General features: G+C 42.5%; 16 protein-coding genes. 7 read left to right on the forward strand and 9 right to left on the reverse strand.

Annotated features, from left to right (window positions below; all coding sequences use genetic code 11):
• Nucleotides 1-705: hypothetical protein (locus AC1DPZ_RS08325; protein WP_477402523.1), on the forward strand; the 705-nt coding region annotated here is incomplete at its 5' end.
• Nucleotides 702-3095 (forward strand): hypothetical protein, encoded by a 2394-nt coding sequence (locus tag AC1DPZ_RS08330; RefSeq protein ID WP_477402524.1) that lies wholly within the window; start codon nucleotides 702-704, stop codon nucleotides 3093-3095. The genes AC1DPZ_RS08325 and AC1DPZ_RS08330, both read left to right, overlap by 4 nt.
• Nucleotides 3096-3315: 220 nt before the next feature.
• On the opposite strand, the gene AC1DPZ_RS08335 is transcribed toward AC1DPZ_RS08330, so the two are convergent.
• Nucleotides 3316-5334 carry a M13 family metallopeptidase gene (locus AC1DPZ_RS08335; RefSeq protein ID WP_477402525.1) on the reverse strand — a complete coding sequence of 673 codons (2019 nt, stop codon included), beginning with the start codon at nucleotides 5332-5334 and terminating at the stop codon, nucleotides 3316-3318.
• Between the two features lie 508 nt (nucleotides 5335-5842).
• On the opposite strand from AC1DPZ_RS08335, the gene AC1DPZ_RS08340 reads away from it, so the two are divergent.
• Nucleotides 5843-6259: an acyl-CoA thioesterase gene (locus AC1DPZ_RS08340; protein WP_477402526.1), complete on the forward strand. Its 417-nt coding sequence runs from the start codon at nucleotides 5843-5845 to the stop codon at nucleotides 6257-6259.
• 818 nt (nucleotides 6260-7077) lie between these two features.
• On the opposite strand, the gene AC1DPZ_RS08345 is transcribed toward AC1DPZ_RS08340, so the two are convergent.
• From AC1DPZ_RS08345 to AC1DPZ_RS08355, 3 genes are all read right to left on the reverse strand, one after another.
• Entirely contained in the window at nucleotides 7078-8478 is a 1401-nt protein-coding gene (locus AC1DPZ_RS08345) for an aminopeptidase P family protein (RefSeq protein WP_477402527.1), read from the reverse strand.
• 193 nt (nucleotides 8479-8671) lie between these two features.
• Nucleotides 8672-10156: a 1-hydroxycarotenoid 3,4-desaturase CrtD gene (gene crtD / locus AC1DPZ_RS08350; RefSeq protein ID WP_477402528.1), complete on the reverse strand. Its 1485-nt coding sequence runs from the start codon at nucleotides 10154-10156 to the stop codon at nucleotides 8672-8674.
• Nucleotides 10157-10315: 159 nt separating this feature from the next.
• The gene (locus AC1DPZ_RS08355) at nucleotides 10316-11326 is read right to left on the reverse strand and encodes a dipeptide epimerase (RefSeq protein WP_477402529.1); all 1011 of its coding nucleotides are present in this window, start codon (nucleotides 11324-11326) and stop codon (nucleotides 10316-10318) included.
• A 27-nt stretch (nucleotides 11327-11353) separates the two neighbouring features.
• On the opposite strand from AC1DPZ_RS08355, the gene AC1DPZ_RS08360 reads away from it, so the two are divergent.
• Entirely contained in the window at nucleotides 11354-12370 is a 1017-nt protein-coding gene (locus AC1DPZ_RS08360) for a hypothetical protein (protein ID WP_477402530.1), read from the forward strand.
• Here AC1DPZ_RS08360 and AC1DPZ_RS08365 read toward each other — a convergent pair.
• From AC1DPZ_RS08365 to AC1DPZ_RS08380, 4 genes are all read right to left on the reverse strand, one after another.
• Nucleotides 12339-12968, reverse strand: a complete 630-nt coding sequence (locus tag AC1DPZ_RS08365; RefSeq protein ID WP_477402531.1) for a rhomboid family intramembrane serine protease — start codon at nucleotides 12966-12968, stop codon at nucleotides 12339-12341. The genes AC1DPZ_RS08360 and AC1DPZ_RS08365 overlap by 32 nt on opposite strands.
• A 1-nt stretch (nucleotide 12969) precedes the next feature.
• Nucleotides 12970-14715 (reverse strand): M14 family zinc carboxypeptidase, encoded by a 1746-nt coding sequence (locus AC1DPZ_RS08370; protein WP_477402532.1) that lies wholly within the window; start codon nucleotides 14713-14715, stop codon nucleotides 12970-12972.
• A gap of 128 nt (nucleotides 14716-14843) precedes the next feature.
• Nucleotides 14844-15200 carry an MmcQ/YjbR family DNA-binding protein gene (locus AC1DPZ_RS08375; protein ID WP_477402533.1) on the reverse strand — a complete coding sequence of 119 codons (357 nt, stop codon included), beginning with the start codon at nucleotides 15198-15200 and terminating at the stop codon, nucleotides 14844-14846.
• Nucleotides 15197-15964 (reverse strand): hypothetical protein, encoded by a 768-nt coding sequence (locus tag AC1DPZ_RS08380; protein WP_477402534.1) that lies wholly within the window; start codon nucleotides 15962-15964, stop codon nucleotides 15197-15199. Before AC1DPZ_RS08380 ends, AC1DPZ_RS08375 begins: the two co-directional genes overlap by 4 nt.
• Nucleotides 15965-16043: 79 nt before the next feature.
• On the opposite strand from AC1DPZ_RS08380, the gene pepT reads away from it, so the two are divergent.
• From pepT to AC1DPZ_RS08395, 3 genes are all read left to right on the forward strand, one after another.
• The gene (gene pepT / locus AC1DPZ_RS08385) at nucleotides 16044-17294 is read left to right on the forward strand and encodes a peptidase T (RefSeq protein ID WP_477402535.1); all 1251 of its coding nucleotides are present in this window, start codon (nucleotides 16044-16046) and stop codon (nucleotides 17292-17294) included.
• Between the two features lie 66 nt (nucleotides 17295-17360).
• Nucleotides 17361-17855 carry an N-acetyltransferase family protein gene (locus AC1DPZ_RS08390; protein ID WP_477402536.1) on the forward strand — a complete coding sequence of 165 codons (495 nt, stop codon included), beginning with the start codon at nucleotides 17361-17363 and terminating at the stop codon, nucleotides 17853-17855.
• 102 nt (nucleotides 17856-17957) lie between these two features.
• Complete coding sequence (locus tag AC1DPZ_RS08395) at nucleotides 17958-18485, forward strand: DinB family protein (protein WP_477402537.1); 528 nt, start codon at nucleotides 17958-17960, stop codon at nucleotides 18483-18485.
• 146 nt (nucleotides 18486-18631) lie between these two features.
• Here the strand turns inward: AC1DPZ_RS08395 and AC1DPZ_RS08400 are convergent.
• Nucleotides 18632-19488 (reverse strand): dihydrolipoamide acetyltransferase family protein (locus AC1DPZ_RS08400; RefSeq protein WP_477402538.1); only part of this gene is annotated, 857 nt, incomplete at its 5' end.

Raw genomic sequence — 19488 nt, forward strand, 5'->3', positions numbered from 1 at the left:
CAACTAAGTACCGCTATTGAACAAGGAATAGAAGATGTTTTTTATTATTTTTCTGAAATCCCCTATCGCTTTGAAAAAAACGGAACGAATTTTATTTCTATCATTTACGAATTAATGAAAAATACCTTTGAATGGGGTAAAGAGGATGAAAATGAAGTCCCTATTGATCCTAATATAAGGGGTACGCTTGTTAAATTTTTCAAGAAGAAAAGGGACTCTCTACTCTCTGATTATGGCTCACATAAAGGATTAAAAGATTTTTTCAGTAGTGAAAAACTAAAGGAAAATGATTCTCAGGAATTATATTTCGTAGAGATATCTGTTTTCGATGGTGGGGTTGGATTTGCAAGGAAATACAAGTCTGTAAATCAAGTAACGGAAACATTAACTGAAATCGATATAATTAAAATGTGTTTAATTAAACACATAACCTCTGCTCAGGGCATGGATAAAGGAGACAAGGGAATAGGGTTAGATGAGATACTATATTTATTAGATGGTCGTGGGTTTTTAAGAATAAAATCGGGGGAGTCGTGTGTTTATAGAAATTTAATTACACACCCTTATTCAACTGTAAATACTATCGATCAAGTAACATTGTATGATTGGAAATATAATAATGATTCAAAGTTCACAAAGTTTAGAAAAAGTGAAGGAACTGTAATTACTATAATTTATCCATTAGCTATTGACGGCTCGAAATGAACAATTTTTACATTTACAAATTCGAGTACAAGGAAAAGTCAAAAATAACTTCAGCCACGGTTATATTTTGTGACCGTGATGAAATAAATGAAGATATTCTCCGTACTGAAATCCGCCGATTTTACGAAAGCAATTACCAAACTGACAAAATATTTGTGCTTGGTCCAAACTATTTAGAGCAAACCTTACAAGAGGTTTTTGTAAATAAATTTGACCTTACATTTAAAGGTATCCCTAAAAGGCAAGAGATAGCGCTCATGGAAGGGTTGCATTTGGTAAAATATGACAAACTAGGAAATATTGTAAATGCGCGTGATCTCCCAAAAGGATTTTTAGAAAATTTTTTAAATGAAGGATTACAGCAAATTTTTATTGACCGAGGGGGATTAGTAACTGCTGAAGGTAGTCATCATTTTGTTTTCCCATCACGAAAGCATTGTGACAAATTTTTGCGAACAGGAAATATTTTACTTTACAGCTCCGAAATTTACTTTATAGCTTATGCGCTATTAAAGCATTTTGATGAACTACGTCACTCTCAGATTTATTGTGACACGTCGTCGATAAATAGTCTAGCTTTCGCGCTTGTTGAACTTAAAAATAGATTTTTAACTGAAGCCGAAAAAAAACAGGTACCAATCGAAAGCTTTAGTTCCTATGACGGATTATATAAAAATCCGGTTCCTTATACCAGTCACGCTTTATTATTAATATCTGCGTCCACATCAGCTAATATAATTAGCTATATTTTAGACCGGCATGGCATGATTGATCGGGATAACATTTTAATTCTATATTTTTTAGGTGCTGCAGGTAAGTTCGCCAACATTAAAGATCAGGTAATTTGTAATCTTACACAATCGGATTATAATTTAAATGGCGTACCACTTTATGATACTTATAAAGAAGGCGAATGCGAGCTTTGCAATAGCGGTTCCTATCCAGTTGAGGTTTCGGGGGATGTATTTTTGCTTGAAAAACCGCATATTAATAAGATTCTGATAGGGATAAAAGATCCGGAAAACTATCTTTCCGATTTTGTTTATCAATTTAAGTCCCTGAAAAAGGCGGGCAATGTGTTTAAAGTTAATTTCAAAGAAAGTCCAAATTTCAAGTATGAAATATACATTGATTTCTACGAAATTTTGGCTGGACTGAGCGAACACAACCGATATGATGATTTTAAAAACAAATTACATGATTATATAAATCAATATATTCCAAGTAACACACGTTATATCGTAGTTCTAAATGATAAACCTTCCGAACATCTTGGGTTTTATATTCTAAACTACATTAAAGATAATTATGCGGAGGGTAAAGCTCCAATAATTGTAACACAAGATAATCTAATCACTACGCTAAAGGAGGAAGTTGAGGGGAGCGTTGTTGTTATTGGGTCATGTATATCTAATGGCAAAAACCTTCTTTACATTAGCCGAGCGCTACGAAAGTTTGATAAACTAAAGATTGTCTATTTTATCGGTATTTCAAGAACAAAGAATACTAAACATCATACGCAGTTAAAAAGTAATTTGAAGCAAGGGTCATATGGTCTTGAAACGAATAGCTTCATCGAAGTTGAAACGATTTATTGCAACAATGACTCTAAAGACACATCTTGGCAAAACGAGCTAAGTTTTTTGTCTAAATTTATCGATCATCTTAGAGACAAAGATGCACCGCCAGCTTCCACATTGGCTTATCTTGAAAAGCGCAAGTTAACCATTCAACAAAGTATGGGTTTAGATAAGCGCGGATTAGCTAATCAACTTTTTTTTCCTCGTGCCACAACTGGAACATTTGAAGAACTCATATTAAGGAAAAACTTTGCGTTTTTTAATTTCACTGACTATGTCGATGACGTTACTCAGGCTGATGTTTACTTTACAATTTCAAACATAATTAACACCCTTAGGAGCAATGAAATAAAATTAGGTAAAGATAAAAAACCAGTAAAATCTCTTCAGCAATCGACCTATGTAAGAAATCTTTTAGATCCAGCAAATTTCGACCGGTTTAACGATGGTATAATACAAGCAAGCATATTAAGAGGCGCATGTGCAGAAGAACTTTCTTATCACATTGATACCGACCTTTCACAAATAATGTTTGGAACATTCGAGACTTTGATTAAATACCATGAGCAAGAACAGGGTGAAGCGTTACTTGAATTTTTATATGCTCTTGCTACAAGTAAATTATCTTTGAAAATTTTGCACCTAAGAGAGGTTATTAAATTACTGAGAGCGCAGTGCAAAGAGGAAATTATTTTAACCTTCGCCGACTATACAGAGTATTTATTAATCATTGAACCTGAAAATAAAAGATTGGAATGGGAGGCAAAATTAGCGATCAAACCCGAGTTACCTCGCGAGGATGTATCATGATGAGAATACTTAAACGCCATATCAACAAGCAGCCGAACGCCGTTAATAAAGGCGATTGTTCATGGTGTGCAAACCTCCGCTGGTGCACGCGTGTCGCGTGTACCCCGCTGATAAGTATACACTATAATAAGTAGCTTACTAATCCTCGATGTATAGGTTCACTGGAGCTTTTGCGCGTAATTGGCTAATTTTGAGGGAATGATTCTTCAGGCCGCCCTCCCTACCAAATCTTAACCCTCTGATCTTCCGCCTTGTAATTTTTATCACCAGGCTGCACGTTAAATGCTTTATAAAACGGCGCGAAATTCATTAAAGGGCCATTTACACGCCACATGGCCGGCGAATGCGGATTAGTATTCACGTAGGTACGCAGAAACTCATCTCTTGTTTTTACCCTCCAGATGCGTGCAACAGATAAAAAGAAACGCTGATCTGGCGTAAACCCATCAATTTTTTCAGCACCTTTTCCCTGTTCCGTCATTTTAAATGCGTCGTAGGCAATAGCAATCCCGCCATTATCCGCGGTGTTTTCGCCCAGGGTAAGCGCCCCCTTTATATGAACAGTATCTAAAACTGTAAACGAACCATATAAATTGGCTACCTGTTTTGTTTTCTCCCTAAACTTTTGATAATCTTCCTTTGTCCACCAGTTTTTCACGTTACCGTTCTTATCAAACTGCGCGCCCTGGTCGTCAAAGGCGTGCGTCATTTCGTGGCCAATTACCATCCCGATACCCCCGTAATTGATAGCATCATCTGCCGAAAAGTCGAAATAAGGAAATTGCAGGATACCCGCCGGGAAAACAACCTCATTAAACGACGGGTTGTAATAAGCGGTAACCGTAGATGGCGTTGTGCCCCATTCTGTTTTATCAACCGGCTTGTTCAGCTTAGCCAATTGAAACTGGTAGTCGTTTTGTTTCAACCAAAGGATATTTTCAAAGTATTTGGTCCGGTTGATCTGCACCTTATCGTAATTGCGCCATTTATCCGGGTAGCCTAATTTTTTGGTGATGGCGTATAATTTTTCTTTCGCTTTTTGTTTGGTGCTGTCGCTCATCCAGTCCAGGTGATTGATCCTGTTTTCGAAAGATTTTTGCAGATTGTTTACCAATACCAGCACCCGTTTTTTGGCATCCTCGTTAAAATATCGTTTTACATACAATTGCCCCAAAGCCTGCCCCAAATAACTGTCGACGTTTTGCGTCATGATTTGCCTGCGGGTTTTTTGTACGGCCTGCCCGTTTAACACTTTATTAAATTCAAATGAGGCATCTACAAATGGCTTGCTCAATATTTCGGCGTAGTTTTGGAGGGTGGCGGCTTTTAAATAAATTTTCCAGTCGGTTATGGATACTGATTTCAACAGTCCATTTAACTTATCGTAATAAGCGGGCTGGCCCATATCAACAGAGTCGGTTGTTGCACCCAGTTCGGCAAGCAATGTCGGCCAGCCGATATTAGCTTGTGTTTTGCTGATGGATGCAATGGCTACCTTATGGTAATTTGCATTAACATCCCTTAATTCGATATTTGTTTTATGCGACGCTGCGTTTTGTTGCTCGATGCTGTAAGCAATAGCTGCATTTTTTGTGGCGGCAGCAGGACTGCTCCCGGTTAATTGAAACAGGGTGCCTAAGTATTTTTTGTAGGCCTGCTGGATGCCGAGCGTAGATGAATCTGTTTTAAAATAATAATCCCTTTCAGGTAAACCAATGCCGGTTTGTGAAACATGGGCAATATTGATGCTGCTGTTTTTGTTATCCGGATATATATCAAAGCCAATAACCAGGCTGTTTCCTGTTTTTAGCTGCGCCGCTACAAATTTGATTAATGATGGTACGTTGGCGATAGCATCAATATCCGCCAATATTGGTTTAATGGGCTGATATCCGCGTTGGTTAATAGTTACGGTATCCATGCCCGAAGCGTAAAAATCGCCTACCTTCTGGTCAATGCTTCCCATAAGGTTCTTAGTTTTGGAAACACTATCCAGGATGTTTTGCAGCAGTTGCTTTTGCGGAATGTTCATGAAACTATATGAACCCACGCCCGATTGATCGGCGGCAATTTTCGCGGTATCGTACCAGCGTCCGTTAACAAAGCGAAAAAAATTATCGCCGGGTTTTGTCAGAGAGTCGATTCCGGCAACATCAACAAAACCTTTTTTGTGATCATCCTGGTATTTCCAGGCACCCAAAACAACTAACGCTACACACAGATAAAATACTTTATTCATAAACAGTCAATTTGCTTAAAGGTAATAATTTAGGAATATGTAGCAGATGAAAAAGAAGGAAATTTAAAATGGGATGTGTATTACCTATAAAAACAAACACAACATCAATAACCTCCGGACTATGCTTTACGGTTATTTGGGGAACGAAATTACCTGGTTTAAGGTACAACACCGGCCCGCTCAATTGCCGCGGGAGGGCTGTTACTTTGTCCCAAGCTACCGCAAGGCTCTGCCTTGTGGTCCGCATGCTAAGTAATGAATTTGCAAATCCCGGAGACTTTATAAAATCTGATTTTTTTTATTTAGCGGTTTTCGCGTAAGTGATTGTACCGGATACCGGCCAATGAGCGTAATGCCTGCAGGCGTATGAGGGGAAAGCACGACCCCGCTTCTACCGGCGGGGGTACGCCCTGTTTAGATATGAGATTTGAGATATGAGACAAAAATGGTGGGGTACCATACGGCAGATTGCTATATATTTGCCTGCTACCTGTTAAAATAGACTACAATGGAATACTCAAAAACTTACGTTGCAAAGGAAGAGCACATAGATGTGCAGGAAATTATGGATGGCTTATACTATCCGTTTTATATGGAATACTGCCGGCATGATTATATCAGGGAAGTGCTGGGCTTTGATTTTGAAACCGAGGCTAAAAACGGTGTTCATATGGTGCTATCAAACTACAGCATCAGTTTTTTACGGTCGTTAAAAAAAGGGGATGAGTTTTCGGTTACCTGTACTTTGTATACCGACAAGGCAGGCCTGCCCAAACTGCACTTTAAACAATCCATCATTTTTAATAATAAGGTAATGACCAAAGCCGTATTCACCGGCACCTGCGTACCCGCAACCGGCGGACGGCCTTACCTGCCCGCATCAATACTCGAGAAAATTAAAGACGCTCCTGTACTGGAAGGGTAGATTTGAGATGTGAGATATGTCATTGCGAGCGCAGCGCGGCAATCGCGAACTGTGCAGGTCCGCTCTGTATAGCATGCGATTGCTTCGTGCCTCGCAATGACATAGATTATATTAAAAAATAGCACTGATAATCAGTCGATTACAAAAACATCATTGGAAGTACCCACCAGCCGAGCTGGAAAAAACAGTAATGACATGTATGGRTACCACAATCCCCTGGTGATCGTCATTGCGAGGAGGTACGACGAAGCAATCCCCAAAATACAGAGCGGATTTGCACAGCTACTCTGTAAATCGGGGATTGCTTCGTTCCTCGCAATGACGGTTGTTGTTGTTGGGTTCTAAAACCAACGCGTCATCTCCGTTTCTTCCAGTATAGTTCGCGGGTGCTTCGTTCCTTATAAGCGCTCGTTTTCCCCTAAACCGTCAGCAGACAAGCTTCGGGCGAAAACGGGCAAAACGATGTGGGGCTGTGCGGCTGCAGGGCATAGGAAGTTTTTGCATGTGCGTGGACTAGCGCACCGGGGCAAAATAATTCCAGCCCAGGTTTTGCCCGTTTTGCAGGGCAGAGGCCCCGAGCGCAAAGAAGCATTTCTGCTGACAGCCGTTTGGTTACTTTTGTGGCGACAAAAGTAACAGCCCYCCCGCGGCAACTGAGCGGGCCGATGTTGTCGATTATCACAAAGTAATTTAGCACCCGAATAGCCGCTCTGTACAGTTCGCGATTGCCGCGCTGCGCTCGCAATGACATGGCTTTCGGGTTCTAAAATCAAAGTATCATCTGCACATCTGAAATCTGAAATCTGAAATCTGCACATCTACTTCAACCCCTCTATTTCCTTCAAACTCTTTGGCAAATACTTACCCAACAGGTGACTGCCGGTATCGGTGATCAAAAAGTTATCCTCGATCCTTATCCCCCCAAAATCGCGGTACGTGTTCAGTACATCGTAGTTGATAAAATCGGCGTATTTCTTTTCGGCCTGCCAGCGGTCTATCAGCTCGGGGATAATGTAGATGCCCGGTTCGATGGTAAGCACGTAGCCGGCTTCCAGTTCGCGACCGAGGCGCAGGGATTTAAGGCCGAAAACGGTGGTTTCTTTTTTAAGGGTATCGGTGTAGCCAACGTAGGGTTCGCCAAGGTCTTCCATATCGTGGGTATCCATGCCCAGCATGTGGCCCAGTCCGCACTGAAAAAACATGGTATGTGCGCCTGCAGCAACTGCCTCTGCCGCATCGCCCTTCATGATGCCGGCCTGACTTAGGCCTTCAACCAGTTTCTGGCAGGCTGTAAGGTGAATGTCCTTGTACCGCACACCCGGTTTCAGCATGCTGATGGCGTGGTCCATGGAGTTTAATACCACTTCGTACAATTCGCTTTGACGGGCGGTAAACCTGCTGCCAACCGGAACGGTACGGGTAAGGTCGCCGCCGTAATGCATAGCGTTTTCGGCGCCTATATCGCAAAGCAGCATCTGGCCGTCCTGCAGGGTGTGCCCGTAATAATGGGTATGCAGGGTTTCGCCACGGGGCGTTATAATGGCCGGGTAACCCAGGCGCGAATCGGCCGCTATGGCTACTTCATTTGCCTTAGCCACCAGCTCGTATCCTTTAATGCCGGGACGGGTGTTTTTAATAACGGCCAGCTGCATATCCACGCTTGTGGATACCGCTTTTTCCATTTCGGCAATTTCCAGGGGAGTTTTAATCACCCGCTGGGCAATTACCGCTTTTATAAGTTTAACAGAAACATGGTCGGCCACGTCCTGCAGACTAACATTGAGCCAGGCGGCCAGTTTAATTTTATTTTCGGGACGGTAAGGCGGCAGTATATGCACCTTGCGGCCGGTGGTTTGCGCTTTGTGGATATAGTGGGTTACTTCCTCATACGGGCGGGTTTGGCTAACGCCGACCATAGCGGCCATTTGGCTCACGGTAGGCAGTACGCCGGTCCAGATGATGTCATCGATACTGAGCTCGTTACCGAAGATAACCTCTTCGCCGGTATCGGTATCAATGATGGCTGCCAGCCCGGCAACATCCAGCCCGAAGTAGTACAGGAAGCTGCTATCCTGGCGGTAGCTGAAATGATTATCCTTATAGTTCATGCTGCTTTCCTCGTTGCCCAGGAGCAGGATAAGACCATCATTGGCCATGCTGTGTTTTAGTACCTGCCGCCTATCGGCATAAACCTGCTTATCGAATAGTTGAAGATTCATGCCGCAAATATAAGCCCCCCGGCCCCTGAAGGTGGAGTTTTGGTTGGATATTTTTTAACAAAAGCAGGGCAACTTCTTAAAGTGTAAAAAAACTTGATTTTTCTCGATTTTTTCTGGATAAATCCCCTATTTTTCCCGTCTTTTTTGTACTTTTTCCCCTATAAATCTGCATTTTTTTGCTCAAAAAAGGCCTTTAAGAAGTTTTAGGGGCGTTTTCGCTAATCCAGCCGCTCACAATTTTTGCCGAGAGCAAACAAAGCGGAATCCCGCCGCCCGGATGAACACTCCCCCCGCAGAAATACAAATTTTTAATTTTGGACGACCGGTTGGCATGCCTCAAAAATGCCGCGAACCGACTGTTGCTGCTGTTGCCATAAAGCGCCCCCCGGTATGATGATGTTTTACTTTCGATGCCCCGCGGATCGAGGATACTTTCGGATACGATGAGCCGGCCGATATCGTCGCCCAAAATGCGGGTAAGCTTTTTGAGGATGTTTTCGCGGGCTGCGGCTATTAGGCTATCCCAATCCTGCCCGGTGTTGGCAGGCACATTAATCATGGTGAACCAGTTTTCGCAGTCTTTGGGCGCGTCATCTGTTTTATATTTCGAGCTGATATTGAGATAGATAGTGGGATCATCAAAGAGATTTCTGTCTTTCCAGATGTGGTCAAACTCGGCCTTATAATCAATACTGAAAAATATGTTGTGCAGGTCGAGCTCCGGAAACTGTTTGTTGATACCCCAGTAAAATATCAATGCCGAGCTACTGCGTTCCTGCCCCAGGATTTTTTTAGGGAACAGATGCTCCTGCCCCTTTAACAGTTTATGATAAGTAAACCAAACATCCATGTTGGAAACAACCAGGTCGCCGGTTACTATACCGCCGTCAACGTTTAAGCCAACCAGCTGCCGGTTGTTTACCAATATCTGCAAAACAGGCGTGTTGAAATGGAATTTTACATCCAACGATCTTGCCAGCGTTACCAAACTGGTAATAATGCTGTACATGCCGCCCTCTGGAAAGTATGCGCCAAAGTGCTGCTCCAAATGCGGGATCACGTTAAGCGTTGCCGGCGCCGCGTAAGGGTTTGAGCCATTGTAAGTTGCATAGCGATCATAAAACTGCACCAGCCGGTCGTCCTTAAAAAACCCTTCATTAGCCTTATGCATGGTCTTGAATGCATCTATCTTTGAAAAGTTGAAAACAGACTTTATAGTATCCAGGTCCAAATAAGTTTTAAGCCTATGTAACGACTTCTCCAGGAAAACATGGTTGGTAACCCCGTAAATATCAGCGCTTTTGGCCAGGTACTCTTTTATGGACCCGGCAGGTTCGCCCGTGTTTTTATTTACCTCTTGGGCAAACAGATCGGCATCTGCAAAGGCGTTTAGCTTTGTGCCGTCTTCGTAAAAGTATTGGCATATTTTATCAAGTTTACGGTACTTAAAAAAATCGGAAGGGGTTTTTCCGGCAAGCGTAAACAGTTCATCAACATAAGCCGGCATGGTGAACAAGCTTGGCCCGGCATCAAACCTAAAGCCATCCTGCTCAAATTCAGATAGTTTACCGCCGGGATAAGTGTTCGCCTCAAAAACTTCAACCTGGTGTCCCTGTACCGCAAGCCTTATCGCCGTCGCGATTCCTGCAATACCAGAGCCGATGATTAAAGCTTTCATAGGCACGAATTTCACCAATTGAATCGACTTTCACGAATCTCAAATAGACACTAATTTCACACATGGAACGAATAACCACGAACCCTTTAAGCCGGGCAAATAATTTGAATTTATAAAGCAGATTTTGAGAAAATTCGCCTTTATTCGTGGAATTCGTGTTTATAATCGAATTCCCAATCCCGGGTCGTTATTTAATATATACTTACCATCGACAAAACCGGGCATCTGGTACGGGTTATTACTTACCAAAAATGGCCCGTCAAGATCAACCCAATCGCATTGTGGGGCTAAAGCCAAACCAGCTAAAGCGGCGCAGCTGGTTTCTGTCATACAGCCTATCATAATCTGTAATCCAAGTTCACGCGCTTTGGTTATCATCCGCTTTGCCTCGTACATCCCTGCCGATTTCATGAGCTTGATGTTTATGCCGGTATACACGCCATTGGCTTTCCCCACGTCCTCAAAACGCTGTACAGCCTCATCGCCGATGATGGGAATAGGGCTACGCTCCGTGAGCCAAGCATTGCTGTCGGGGTCGGTTTTAAGCATGGGCTGCTCTATAAGCTGCACGCCTTGCTCCTGCAGCCAGTAGGTCATATCCAGACTTTGCTGTAGGTCCGTCCATCCCTGGTTGGCATCTACATATAAAGGCACCTCGGTAACCGAGCGTATGGTATTAATAAGCTCTTTATCCGTATCCCTGCCAAGCTTTACCTTTATCACTTTAAAACCTTCGGCCTCCTTTACTTTTTTGATGATCATTTCGGGCGTATCAATGCCGATGGTGAAACTGGTTACCGGCATCAGGGAGGGGTTGCTACCTAATAATTGCCAACAGGGTTGCTGCTTTATTTTACCATCCAGGTCGTGCAGGGCAATATCTATGGCGGCCTTTATGGCTGGGTTGCCGGGGACAATGCTATCCAAATAGCTGATTATCGACCCAAAATCAAATGGATAGCCGAACTGATTGATATCAACCTTACTCAAAAACTCGGTTGCGCTTTGGTGACTTTCGCCCATATAGGGCACCATAGATGCTTCGCCGTAACCGGTATAGCCTTCGTGTTTTAGCTGCACCAGCATAACCGGGGTTGTGGTGCGCGAAAACTTAGCTATGGTAAAGGCGTGCTTTAATTGCAGTTCGAAGGGTTGATATGTCAGTTCCATGTTAAAAACCAAAGCTAAAAGTTTAGAATGAAATTCGTGCTTATCTTTGCGGCCATGCCGGCACAAATTTATTCACCGTTCGAGAGTTTTAATTTCAGTAACAGCAAATGCTTCCTTACGGGAGAGGTTTTAAATTCTGAAGAAGAAAAGATCCAGGTTTTTCCGCGATGGCTCATGAGCCGTTACAAGCTGGAAGATCAGCCCTTTAAACTGCTTGATGAAAGCATGGCCACCTACAAGGACCTAAAACTACCTTGCAGCGCCATTGTGAACGAGCAATATCTTGAACCGCTTGAAGCAGAAATAGCCGCGGCCTTTGAAACGGGCTACGATGCAGTAAAAGAACTTGATGAGTTGAAATTGTTTCAGTGGGCAGGCAAACTGCTTTATGGGATCATTTTTAACGAGATCCAGGCCGGCATACGGCAGCAGCACGCGCAAGGTGAAGAGTTTAATATTTCGCAATCCATCATCCATAAGTTTAGCAACCTGCATTTGATGCTGCAAACCCTCAACCTGCCTATCGAACTGGATGGCTTCAAGCCTTTTAGCCTGAATTTATTTAAGGTGGATAATGCTGATGATGTGTTCGGCTATCGCGATGAAATCAATACCCTTACATTTTCTTTAAGAATAAAAGATTTTGGATTGATTATTTGCCTGCAGGATAATGGCGCTAATGGCAGCTATCATAAAGAAATGCTGGAAAAAATAAAAGGCCATACCCTGCACCCCATCCAGTTTGAAGAAGTGAACGGCCGTTTTTTCTACTCGGCCTACCTGTTTAACCGCCTGCCCGAGTACAATATTATGCCAGTTGGCGATACTATTTATATAGAGGCTATGCCCCTACGTGGCACCAGCAGCAAGCCATTGTTTGACGACTGGGTAAATAAAATTTACGGCCAGGTATTGGAAAACTTCTGGAAAAACTGGGGCTTCCTGCTGTTAGAGATCATCAAGAACCCCGAAAAACCCATGAGTTTCTTATTTAACACCGAGGGTAATTTTATTACTGCAGCAACGATTGAACTTTCCCTGTAATTTGCTGAAAAAAGAAAGGCACGATACCTGGATGAAACAGAATGGTGATCATTAGCCCGCTAAGCGCGCCGTAAAAATGCGCATCATGGTTAATGTTATCGCGTGAATATTTAGTTGCATAGCTGCAATAAACCAGGTACAGTACGCCAAAGATTACAGCGGGTATTGCTACAGGTATAGGTAAAATCATCATTTTGCCAAGTGGGTTATACAATATCGCGCTAAAAACTATGGCGCTTACCGCACCCGATGCACCAAGGCTGTAGTAGCTGTAATTTTCCCTGTGTTTTATTACCGATGGCATATCGCTTAATATCAGGCTTAAAACGTACAATACCCCAAACTGCCAATGCCCTAAAACAGGCTCCAGCTGAAAGGCGAAAAAGTAGTACGACATCATGTTAAAAAACAGGTGCATCCAGTCTTTATGAATTAACCCGCTGGTAATGATAGTATAAATATAACGCCCGCGCGAAACGTTGTAAGGATGCAGCATCAGCCTGCCATACAGGTTTTGATTACCAAAAGCGATTAACGAGGTAATAATAGTTATTACAAATATTATTGAAGCCACGGGGGCCAGTGTAAGATATTCCATATTATTTAAGATCGAGTTTGAGTTTGGTTAAAAGGCGGCCTACCGGATAGCGCATATATGTTTTTTCGAAGTATGGCGAATTACGGTACACAAAGAAAAGCTGGGCCTGGGCACTATTGGCTAGCTGCGGGTCTTTAGCTTTGGCATCGTCCAGTTTTTGCTTCAAGGCCGGATCTTTTTTTAACAGATCGGCGGCTTTATCTTCAAAAACATAATCAGAAAAGTATTCCTTTTCGCCCAGCACCGAATCAAAAAAGTTCCAGGCAAAAAATGAATCTATACCCTGCGGCTCCAGTGTTTCCACAATATAGCGGTTTATAGGTTGATTGGTAGATACAACGAAATCACCCGCATAAAATTTTACAGCCATATCAACCGGGTTTAACTGTACGCTGCTATGCAGGTAATGACCCTCAAACGGGCGGGTTGGCGTTTTAATATCGCCAAAGTAATACATTTGCAGGGTAAGCGTAGTATCATGCGCCAATTGCTTCATTTTTACACCGTTTAGTTTAAACAGGTCTATTACCTTACCCCATGCCTGCGGAATCACGTAGGCTACTGGTTTATCGGCCGTCATTGCAACTTTATAAGTATTATAAAACTTAATCACCCGGGTATAGGGCTTATTCCTGTCATAATATAAACGCTTAAGCCCGCTCACCTCGCTGGTTTTGTAGCCTGCTTCATAACCTTTAAAGGTAATGGTATCTACCTTTTGCGTATCCACCTCCCATTTAAGGGCAAATGTTTTTTGCTGTGCAACTGCCGCATCTGCTTTTTGCTTTAGCTCACCAATTAGTTTAGCATCGCGCTGATTAATATCAATAAGGTGCTGCATAAAATCATAAGTGGCATATACCCTTTTATCAAATGCTTTCAACATATGCGTTTCGGTAATATAACTGATGATGTTGTGCTGAGCGGTAAAGCCGGTTGCAAACCGCGGCGTTTCCAAAAAGCTAACGATACCAGAATCCGGCAAACCTTCTTCCCCTGCGCCATAAGGTATCATCTCGTAGCCGCTTTTTTTCATATGACTGTACAGGTAGGGCGTAAGTGTTTTGGTGGTATAATCTGCCAGGATCGGATTTTGTTTGTCCTTTTGGGTTTCTATCAGCGTCATAACATACTGGTAATCGGCGCCGTCGCTGGTATGGTTATCCAGGAAGATCTCGGGTTTCCAGGTGGTTAATATTTGCGTAAAAGCAAGTGCGTTGCGGCTATCGGCCTTTATAAAATCGCGGTTCAGGTCGAGGTTGCGGTAATTACCCCTGAAACCATAGGCAACAGGTCCGTTTTGACTAACCCGGCTTTGGCCGCGGTTAAGGTTGCCGTCGATATTGTAAAGTGCTACAAAGCAAAGCACAACATCTTTAGGTACCTCGTTCTTTTTTAGCAGATCGCGTACCAGCATCATACTGGCATCAATGCCTTCCGGCTCGCCGGGGTGGATGCCGTTATTGATAAGCAGCACCCGCTTGTCCTGTTTCTTTATCAATGCCGGGTCAAAAACGCGGTCTTTTGAAAGCACAATCAACGTCAAAGGTTTGCCGGCATCGGTAGTACCGTAATTGATCATTTTCATTTGCTGCGGGTACAGCTTGTTGAGCTTTTGATAGTAGCTAATTACCTCAGCATAAGTAGCAGTATAGTTTTTATCCTTGCTTAACTCAAATGGTGTAAGCTGGGCTTTTGCAGTTATATAGATGAAACAGAAAACTATAGCTGATAAAAATGCTCTCATGAAATTGCTTTGGCTCAAAGATAGAGCCAAGAGATTAGAATGAAGAGATAAGATTTAGAAAAATTCTGTTACAAACCCGCAATATCGATCATTATAGTAGAAAAATCCTGATTTATCGATTTTGCTTCTTATTCTAATCCGGCAATCTCAGCCTGCACTTTTTTGGGCAGGCTTTTTACCACCTGCTCATATGAGTGGTCTATCATTTCGCAAAGGTGTTTGCGGGTTAATGAGCCATCCATATAAACGGTATTCCAAAGTTTTTTATTCATGTGGTAGCCGGGTATTACTTCGGTATAGCGTTCGCGCAGGTCAACGGCCAATTCAGGGTCGCATTTTACGTTAAAGCGATTACCCGCTGTAAGGCCTATCAACAGGAATATTTTATCGCCTACTTTAAAAACCAAAGTATCTTCTCCAAAGGGGAAACCCTCTGTTGCACCTGGTTTTTGCAGGCAATAATCACGTAATTCTTCTATGTTCAATATTGAAATTTCCTGATGAGTTTATTGTATGATGTTAGATGAGTATAGAAGTTATACTTTATGCCGACTGATACAAATACATACTGGTCGAGTGCATTATTTTTGTATTTCGCGGGTGAGTCGTTATAACCGTCAAGCCCTTCTCCAATATCATAGTAATGTTGTATGCCAATGTCAATTCCATAACGGGGCATATTATAGTCATCATAAATTTTAAATTCATAGCCAAACCGGATAGGGATAATGAGGTTAAAACCTTTATCCTTCCCCTGAAACCCTTCAACAGACCCGGGATCTGGAAAAACATGTACATCATTTTCCGGAAATCTATTATAGCGCTCAATCCTGTTCATTTTATTATATATGAACCCAATACCTGTACCCAGGTAAAAATTTTTAATCCTATCTAAAAACCAACTATCCGAGTAATCAATTATTTCGCCGGCCTGCAGGTCGGCGTGTAAGTTCAACGAAATGTAGGAATTGGTAAAATACCTGCCGGACGCGTCTTCCGCACGAGTTGGACCACCACCCGAAAAGGTTCCTTTTTGCAGTTCGAGAACTATGGGCAGGAATGGGCTATAATTATAAACAAGATTAAAATTAAACGCCGGGTGATAATCCTGCTTTTTAAGATCGGCTTCGGCTTTGCCATAGCTTGCACCCGCAGCTATGCCAAATTCGTAATAGTTATATCCGCTTTGTGCTTTAACCGTAGCAGCACCAGAGTAAGCCAAAACAAAAAACAGAATATATTTTTTCAATGTTAAATTTTAATCAATATTTACAAATAGCAACCAGCCGGATTTAATGTCGGTTATAAAAATTTTACTAATATAGCTTATGAGTTTTAATTCACCGCTAAATTTTACAGTAACAGAACGCTTTTTGCGCTATGTTACCATTGATACGCAATCTGACCCTGCTTCGGTTACATTTCCCTCAACAGAAAAACAAAAAAACCTAAGCAGGCTGTTAGTTGATGAGTTGTTGTCTATAGGCGTTACAGATGCGCATTTAGATGAATTTGGATATGTATATGCTACCATTCCTTCAAATACCGATAAGCCTGTGCCCGTAATTTGTTTTTGCTCGCATGTGGATACGGCACCCGATTGCAGTGGGGCTAATGTAAAGCCTATTGTTCATCAAAATTACCAGGGTCAGGATATTATTTTGCCGGATGATACCGCACAGGTTATTAAACTCGCAGATCACCCCGACCTCAAAAATCAGATAGGCCATGATGTGATCACCGCCAGCGGCCTTACTTTATTGGGAGCCGACAACAAAGCCGGAGTGGCCGAAATTATGGATGCCTGCTACCAGCTGATAAAACATCCGGAAATAAAACATGGCGACATCCGCATATTATTTACCCCCGATGAAGAGGTTGGTCATGGGGTTGATCATGTGGATATTGCCAAATTGGGGGCCTATGCAGGCTATACCATTGATGGCGAAAGCGCCGGGAACATGGAAAATGAAACATTCTCTGCCGATGGTGCAAGATTGACCATACAGGGTGTAAGCGCTCATCCCGGCTTTGCTAAAGGCAAAATGGAAAGCGCCATAAAAATTGCAGGAGAGATCATTGCAGCTTTGCCCGACAGCCTGTCGCCCGAGCATACCGAAGAAATGGAGGGTTTTGTACACCCGGTAAGTATAGAAGGACATGTTGAAACCGCCGGTATCGATTTTATTATCCGCGATTTTGACGAGGATAATTTAAAAGTCCATGCAGATGTGATCCGTAAAACGGCAGATGAAGTATTAAAACGCTATCCAAATTCTGCTTATACTTTAGTCACCAGCCAGCAATACCGTAATATGAAAAATGTGCTGCAACAGCATCCGGAGATAGTTGAAAATGCCATGGAAGCTATTAACAGAACCGGCCTTACTGCCAAATTATGCAGTATCCGCGGTGGTACAGATGGTTCAAGACTATCGTTCATGGGTTTACCCTGCCCTAATATATTTGCAGGCGAGCATGCCTTTCATAGTAAGCAGGAATGGGTATCGGTACAGGATATGCAAAAGGCGGTAGAAACCATCCTGCACCTTTGCATGATCTGGGAAGAAAAAGCATAATAAGCTTAAAGCAGAATGCACAAAGCTTAAAGCCGATCAACTTATTTGAGATTAACAGACAAAAAAATGTATACTATAAGGAAGGCCACAGTTAACGATGTTGATACCATATTGCAAATAGCCGATACAACCTGGTGGGCAGCATATTCGCCTATATTGGAGAAAGAGCAGATAGAATTTATGCTGAATGAAATTTATTCGGCAGATAAGATCAGCAAACAGGTGGCTGAAGACCTGCAGACTTACCTGCTATTAGAAGAGAAGGGTATCCCTGTTGCTTTTGCCGCCTATTCGCCACGCGAAGAAAATGCGGATATTTTTAAGCTTCACAAGCTGTACTGCCTGCCGCAAACCCAGGGCAAAGGCTACGGTAAAATACTAATTAACGTCGTAGCGCAAAAAACCAAAGATGCAGGAAAGCACATTTTGGAACTTAATGTGAACAGAAGCAATAAGGCCCTGAGTTTTTACGGGAAGATGGGCTTTGCAATTGCGTATGAAGAGGATATCCCTATAGGGCCATATTGGATGAATGATTACGTGATGCGGAAGGAGCTGTAAGACTATAATTAATTTGTCGCAAATCGCCCTCGAAAAAGTCTTTATTGCCACCCAACCAGGTATTTAGTTCTGCCGATATTTGAGTCAATAAAAACCAACGAGATGAAAGATCAATCACAAACAAGCGCTTTACCGCAACCCTTAGCTGTTCAGTTTGAGTCTACCGCTAATGAATTTATGCAGGTAATAACATCGATTAAACAGGATGAGATTAACCGCATCCCATTTGAGGGAAGCTGGACGGCCGGGCAATTGATCGAACATATCAGGCTGTCGGTTTTGGGTACAACATCAATAATAAATGCCGCGGTTAAAACAACAGAAAGAAGTCCGGATAAATTTGCCAAAGCCATAAAAGACCTGTTTTTAGATTTTGATGCCAAATACCCAACTGCGCCGATGCTGGTCCCTGCGGATAAACAATATGACAAGAATGCTTTAATGACAGAACTGGCATCAGTTTTTAAAGAACTGCAAGAAAATATACAAACCAAAGATCTGACAGATACCTGTGCAGCTTCCGAATTTACCGGTATAGGTTACCTTACCCGGCTGGAATGGATTACTGTAGCCATTTATCATACTCAAAGGCATGTGCATCAATTGAAGGAGATTATTGGGAAGCTTTAAGCTGTTAAGGCAATCACAATACACAATTCCTTTTGTCGCCGTTAAGCATAACAATGGATTTTTAGTGTAAATAAAAAAGAGCGATGAGTATAACCCATCGCTCTTTGTCTTTTGTCCTTTGTCTATTAGTCCTTAATCCAAAAGACTTATATTAACAACCTTACCGGTTCTTCCAGTAATGATTTTAGCGTTTGCAGGAAGGCTGCGGCTGTTGCGCCATCAACCACACGGTGATCTGCGCTTAGCGTAACCTTCATAATGTTGCCTGGTACCACTGCGCCATTTTTAACAACCGGAACCGCTTGTATTCCGCTTACAGCAAGGATACAGGCATTTGGCGTATTAATAATTGCAGTAAACTCATCAACACCAAACATACCTAAGTTTGATATGGTGAAGGTTGAACCTTCCATTTCGGCAGGCTGTAATTTTTTAGCTTTCGCTTTACCGGCAAATTCTTTCACTTCAACCGAGATGTGGCTTAATGATTTACCATCAGCAAATTTAATAACCGGTACCAGCAAACCTTCATCAACTGCAACTGCCACACCTATGTGGATATGTTCGTTGGTGCGGATCTTATCGCCCATAAATGCCGAATTAATAGCAGGGTGTTGTTTTAAGGCAACTGCGCATGCTTTTAATACAAAATCATTAAACGATATTTTAACCGGGGCAACGTCATTGATACGGGTACGGGCTGCAATAGCCTGATCCATATCGATGCTCATGGTTACGTAGAAATGCGGCGCGGTAAATAAGCTTTCGCTTAAACGGCGGCTTATTGCTTTACGCATTTGTGTAACCGCCCTTTCGCTGAACTTTTCTTCACCGGTATAAGTTGGCAAAACTACAGGAGCTTTTGCAGCTGGTGCAGAAGCGGGAGCAGCGGTTGCCGGTGCGCTTTCTGCAGCTGGTTTTGCACCTGGTGTATAGTCTTCAATATCTTTTTTAATGATACGGCCGCCTTCTGCGCTGCCTTTTACATCATTAAGATTAATGC

This window comes from Mucilaginibacter sp. P4_G9 (assembly GCF_056400985.1).

Excerpts from the sequence above, each read along its gene's own strand:
- AC1DPZ_RS08330 (WP_477402524.1), top strand. The coding sequence starts at position 702 with ATGAACAATTTTTACATTTACAAATTCGAGTACAAGGAAAAGTCAAAA.
- AC1DPZ_RS08335 (WP_477402525.1), bottom strand. The coding sequence starts at position 5,334 with ATGAATAAAGTATTTTATCTGTGTGTAGCGTTAGTTGTTTTGGGTGCC.
- AC1DPZ_RS08340 (WP_477402526.1), top strand. The coding sequence starts at position 5,843 with ATGGAATACTCAAAAACTTACGTTGCAAAGGAAGAGCACATAGATGTG.
- AC1DPZ_RS08345 (WP_477402527.1), bottom strand. The coding sequence starts at position 8,478 with ATGAATCTTCAACTATTCGATAAGCAGGTTTATGCCGATAGGCGGCAG.
- crtD (WP_477402528.1), bottom strand. The coding sequence starts at position 10,156 with ATGAAAGCTTTAATCATCGGCTCTGGTATTGCAGGAATCGCGACGGCG.
- AC1DPZ_RS08355 (WP_477402529.1), bottom strand. The coding sequence starts at position 11,326 with ATGGAACTGACATATCAACCCTTCGAACTGCAATTAAAGCACGCCTTT.
- AC1DPZ_RS08360 (WP_477402530.1), top strand. The coding sequence starts at position 11,354 with ATGAAATTCGTGCTTATCTTTGCGGCCATGCCGGCACAAATTTATTCA.
- AC1DPZ_RS08365 (WP_477402531.1), bottom strand. The coding sequence starts at position 12,968 with ATGGAATATCTTACACTGGCCCCCGTGGCTTCAATAATATTTGTAATA.
- AC1DPZ_RS08370 (WP_477402532.1), bottom strand. The coding sequence starts at position 14,715 with ATGAGAGCATTTTTATCAGCTATAGTTTTCTGTTTCATCTATATAACT.
- pepT (WP_477402535.1), top strand. The coding sequence starts at position 16,044 with ATGAGTTTTAATTCACCGCTAAATTTTACAGTAACAGAACGCTTTTTG.
- AC1DPZ_RS08390 (WP_477402536.1), top strand. The coding sequence starts at position 17,361 with ATGTATACTATAAGGAAGGCCACAGTTAACGATGTTGATACCATATTG.
- AC1DPZ_RS08395 (WP_477402537.1), top strand. The coding sequence starts at position 17,958 with ATGAAAGATCAATCACAAACAAGCGCTTTACCGCAACCCTTAGCTGTT.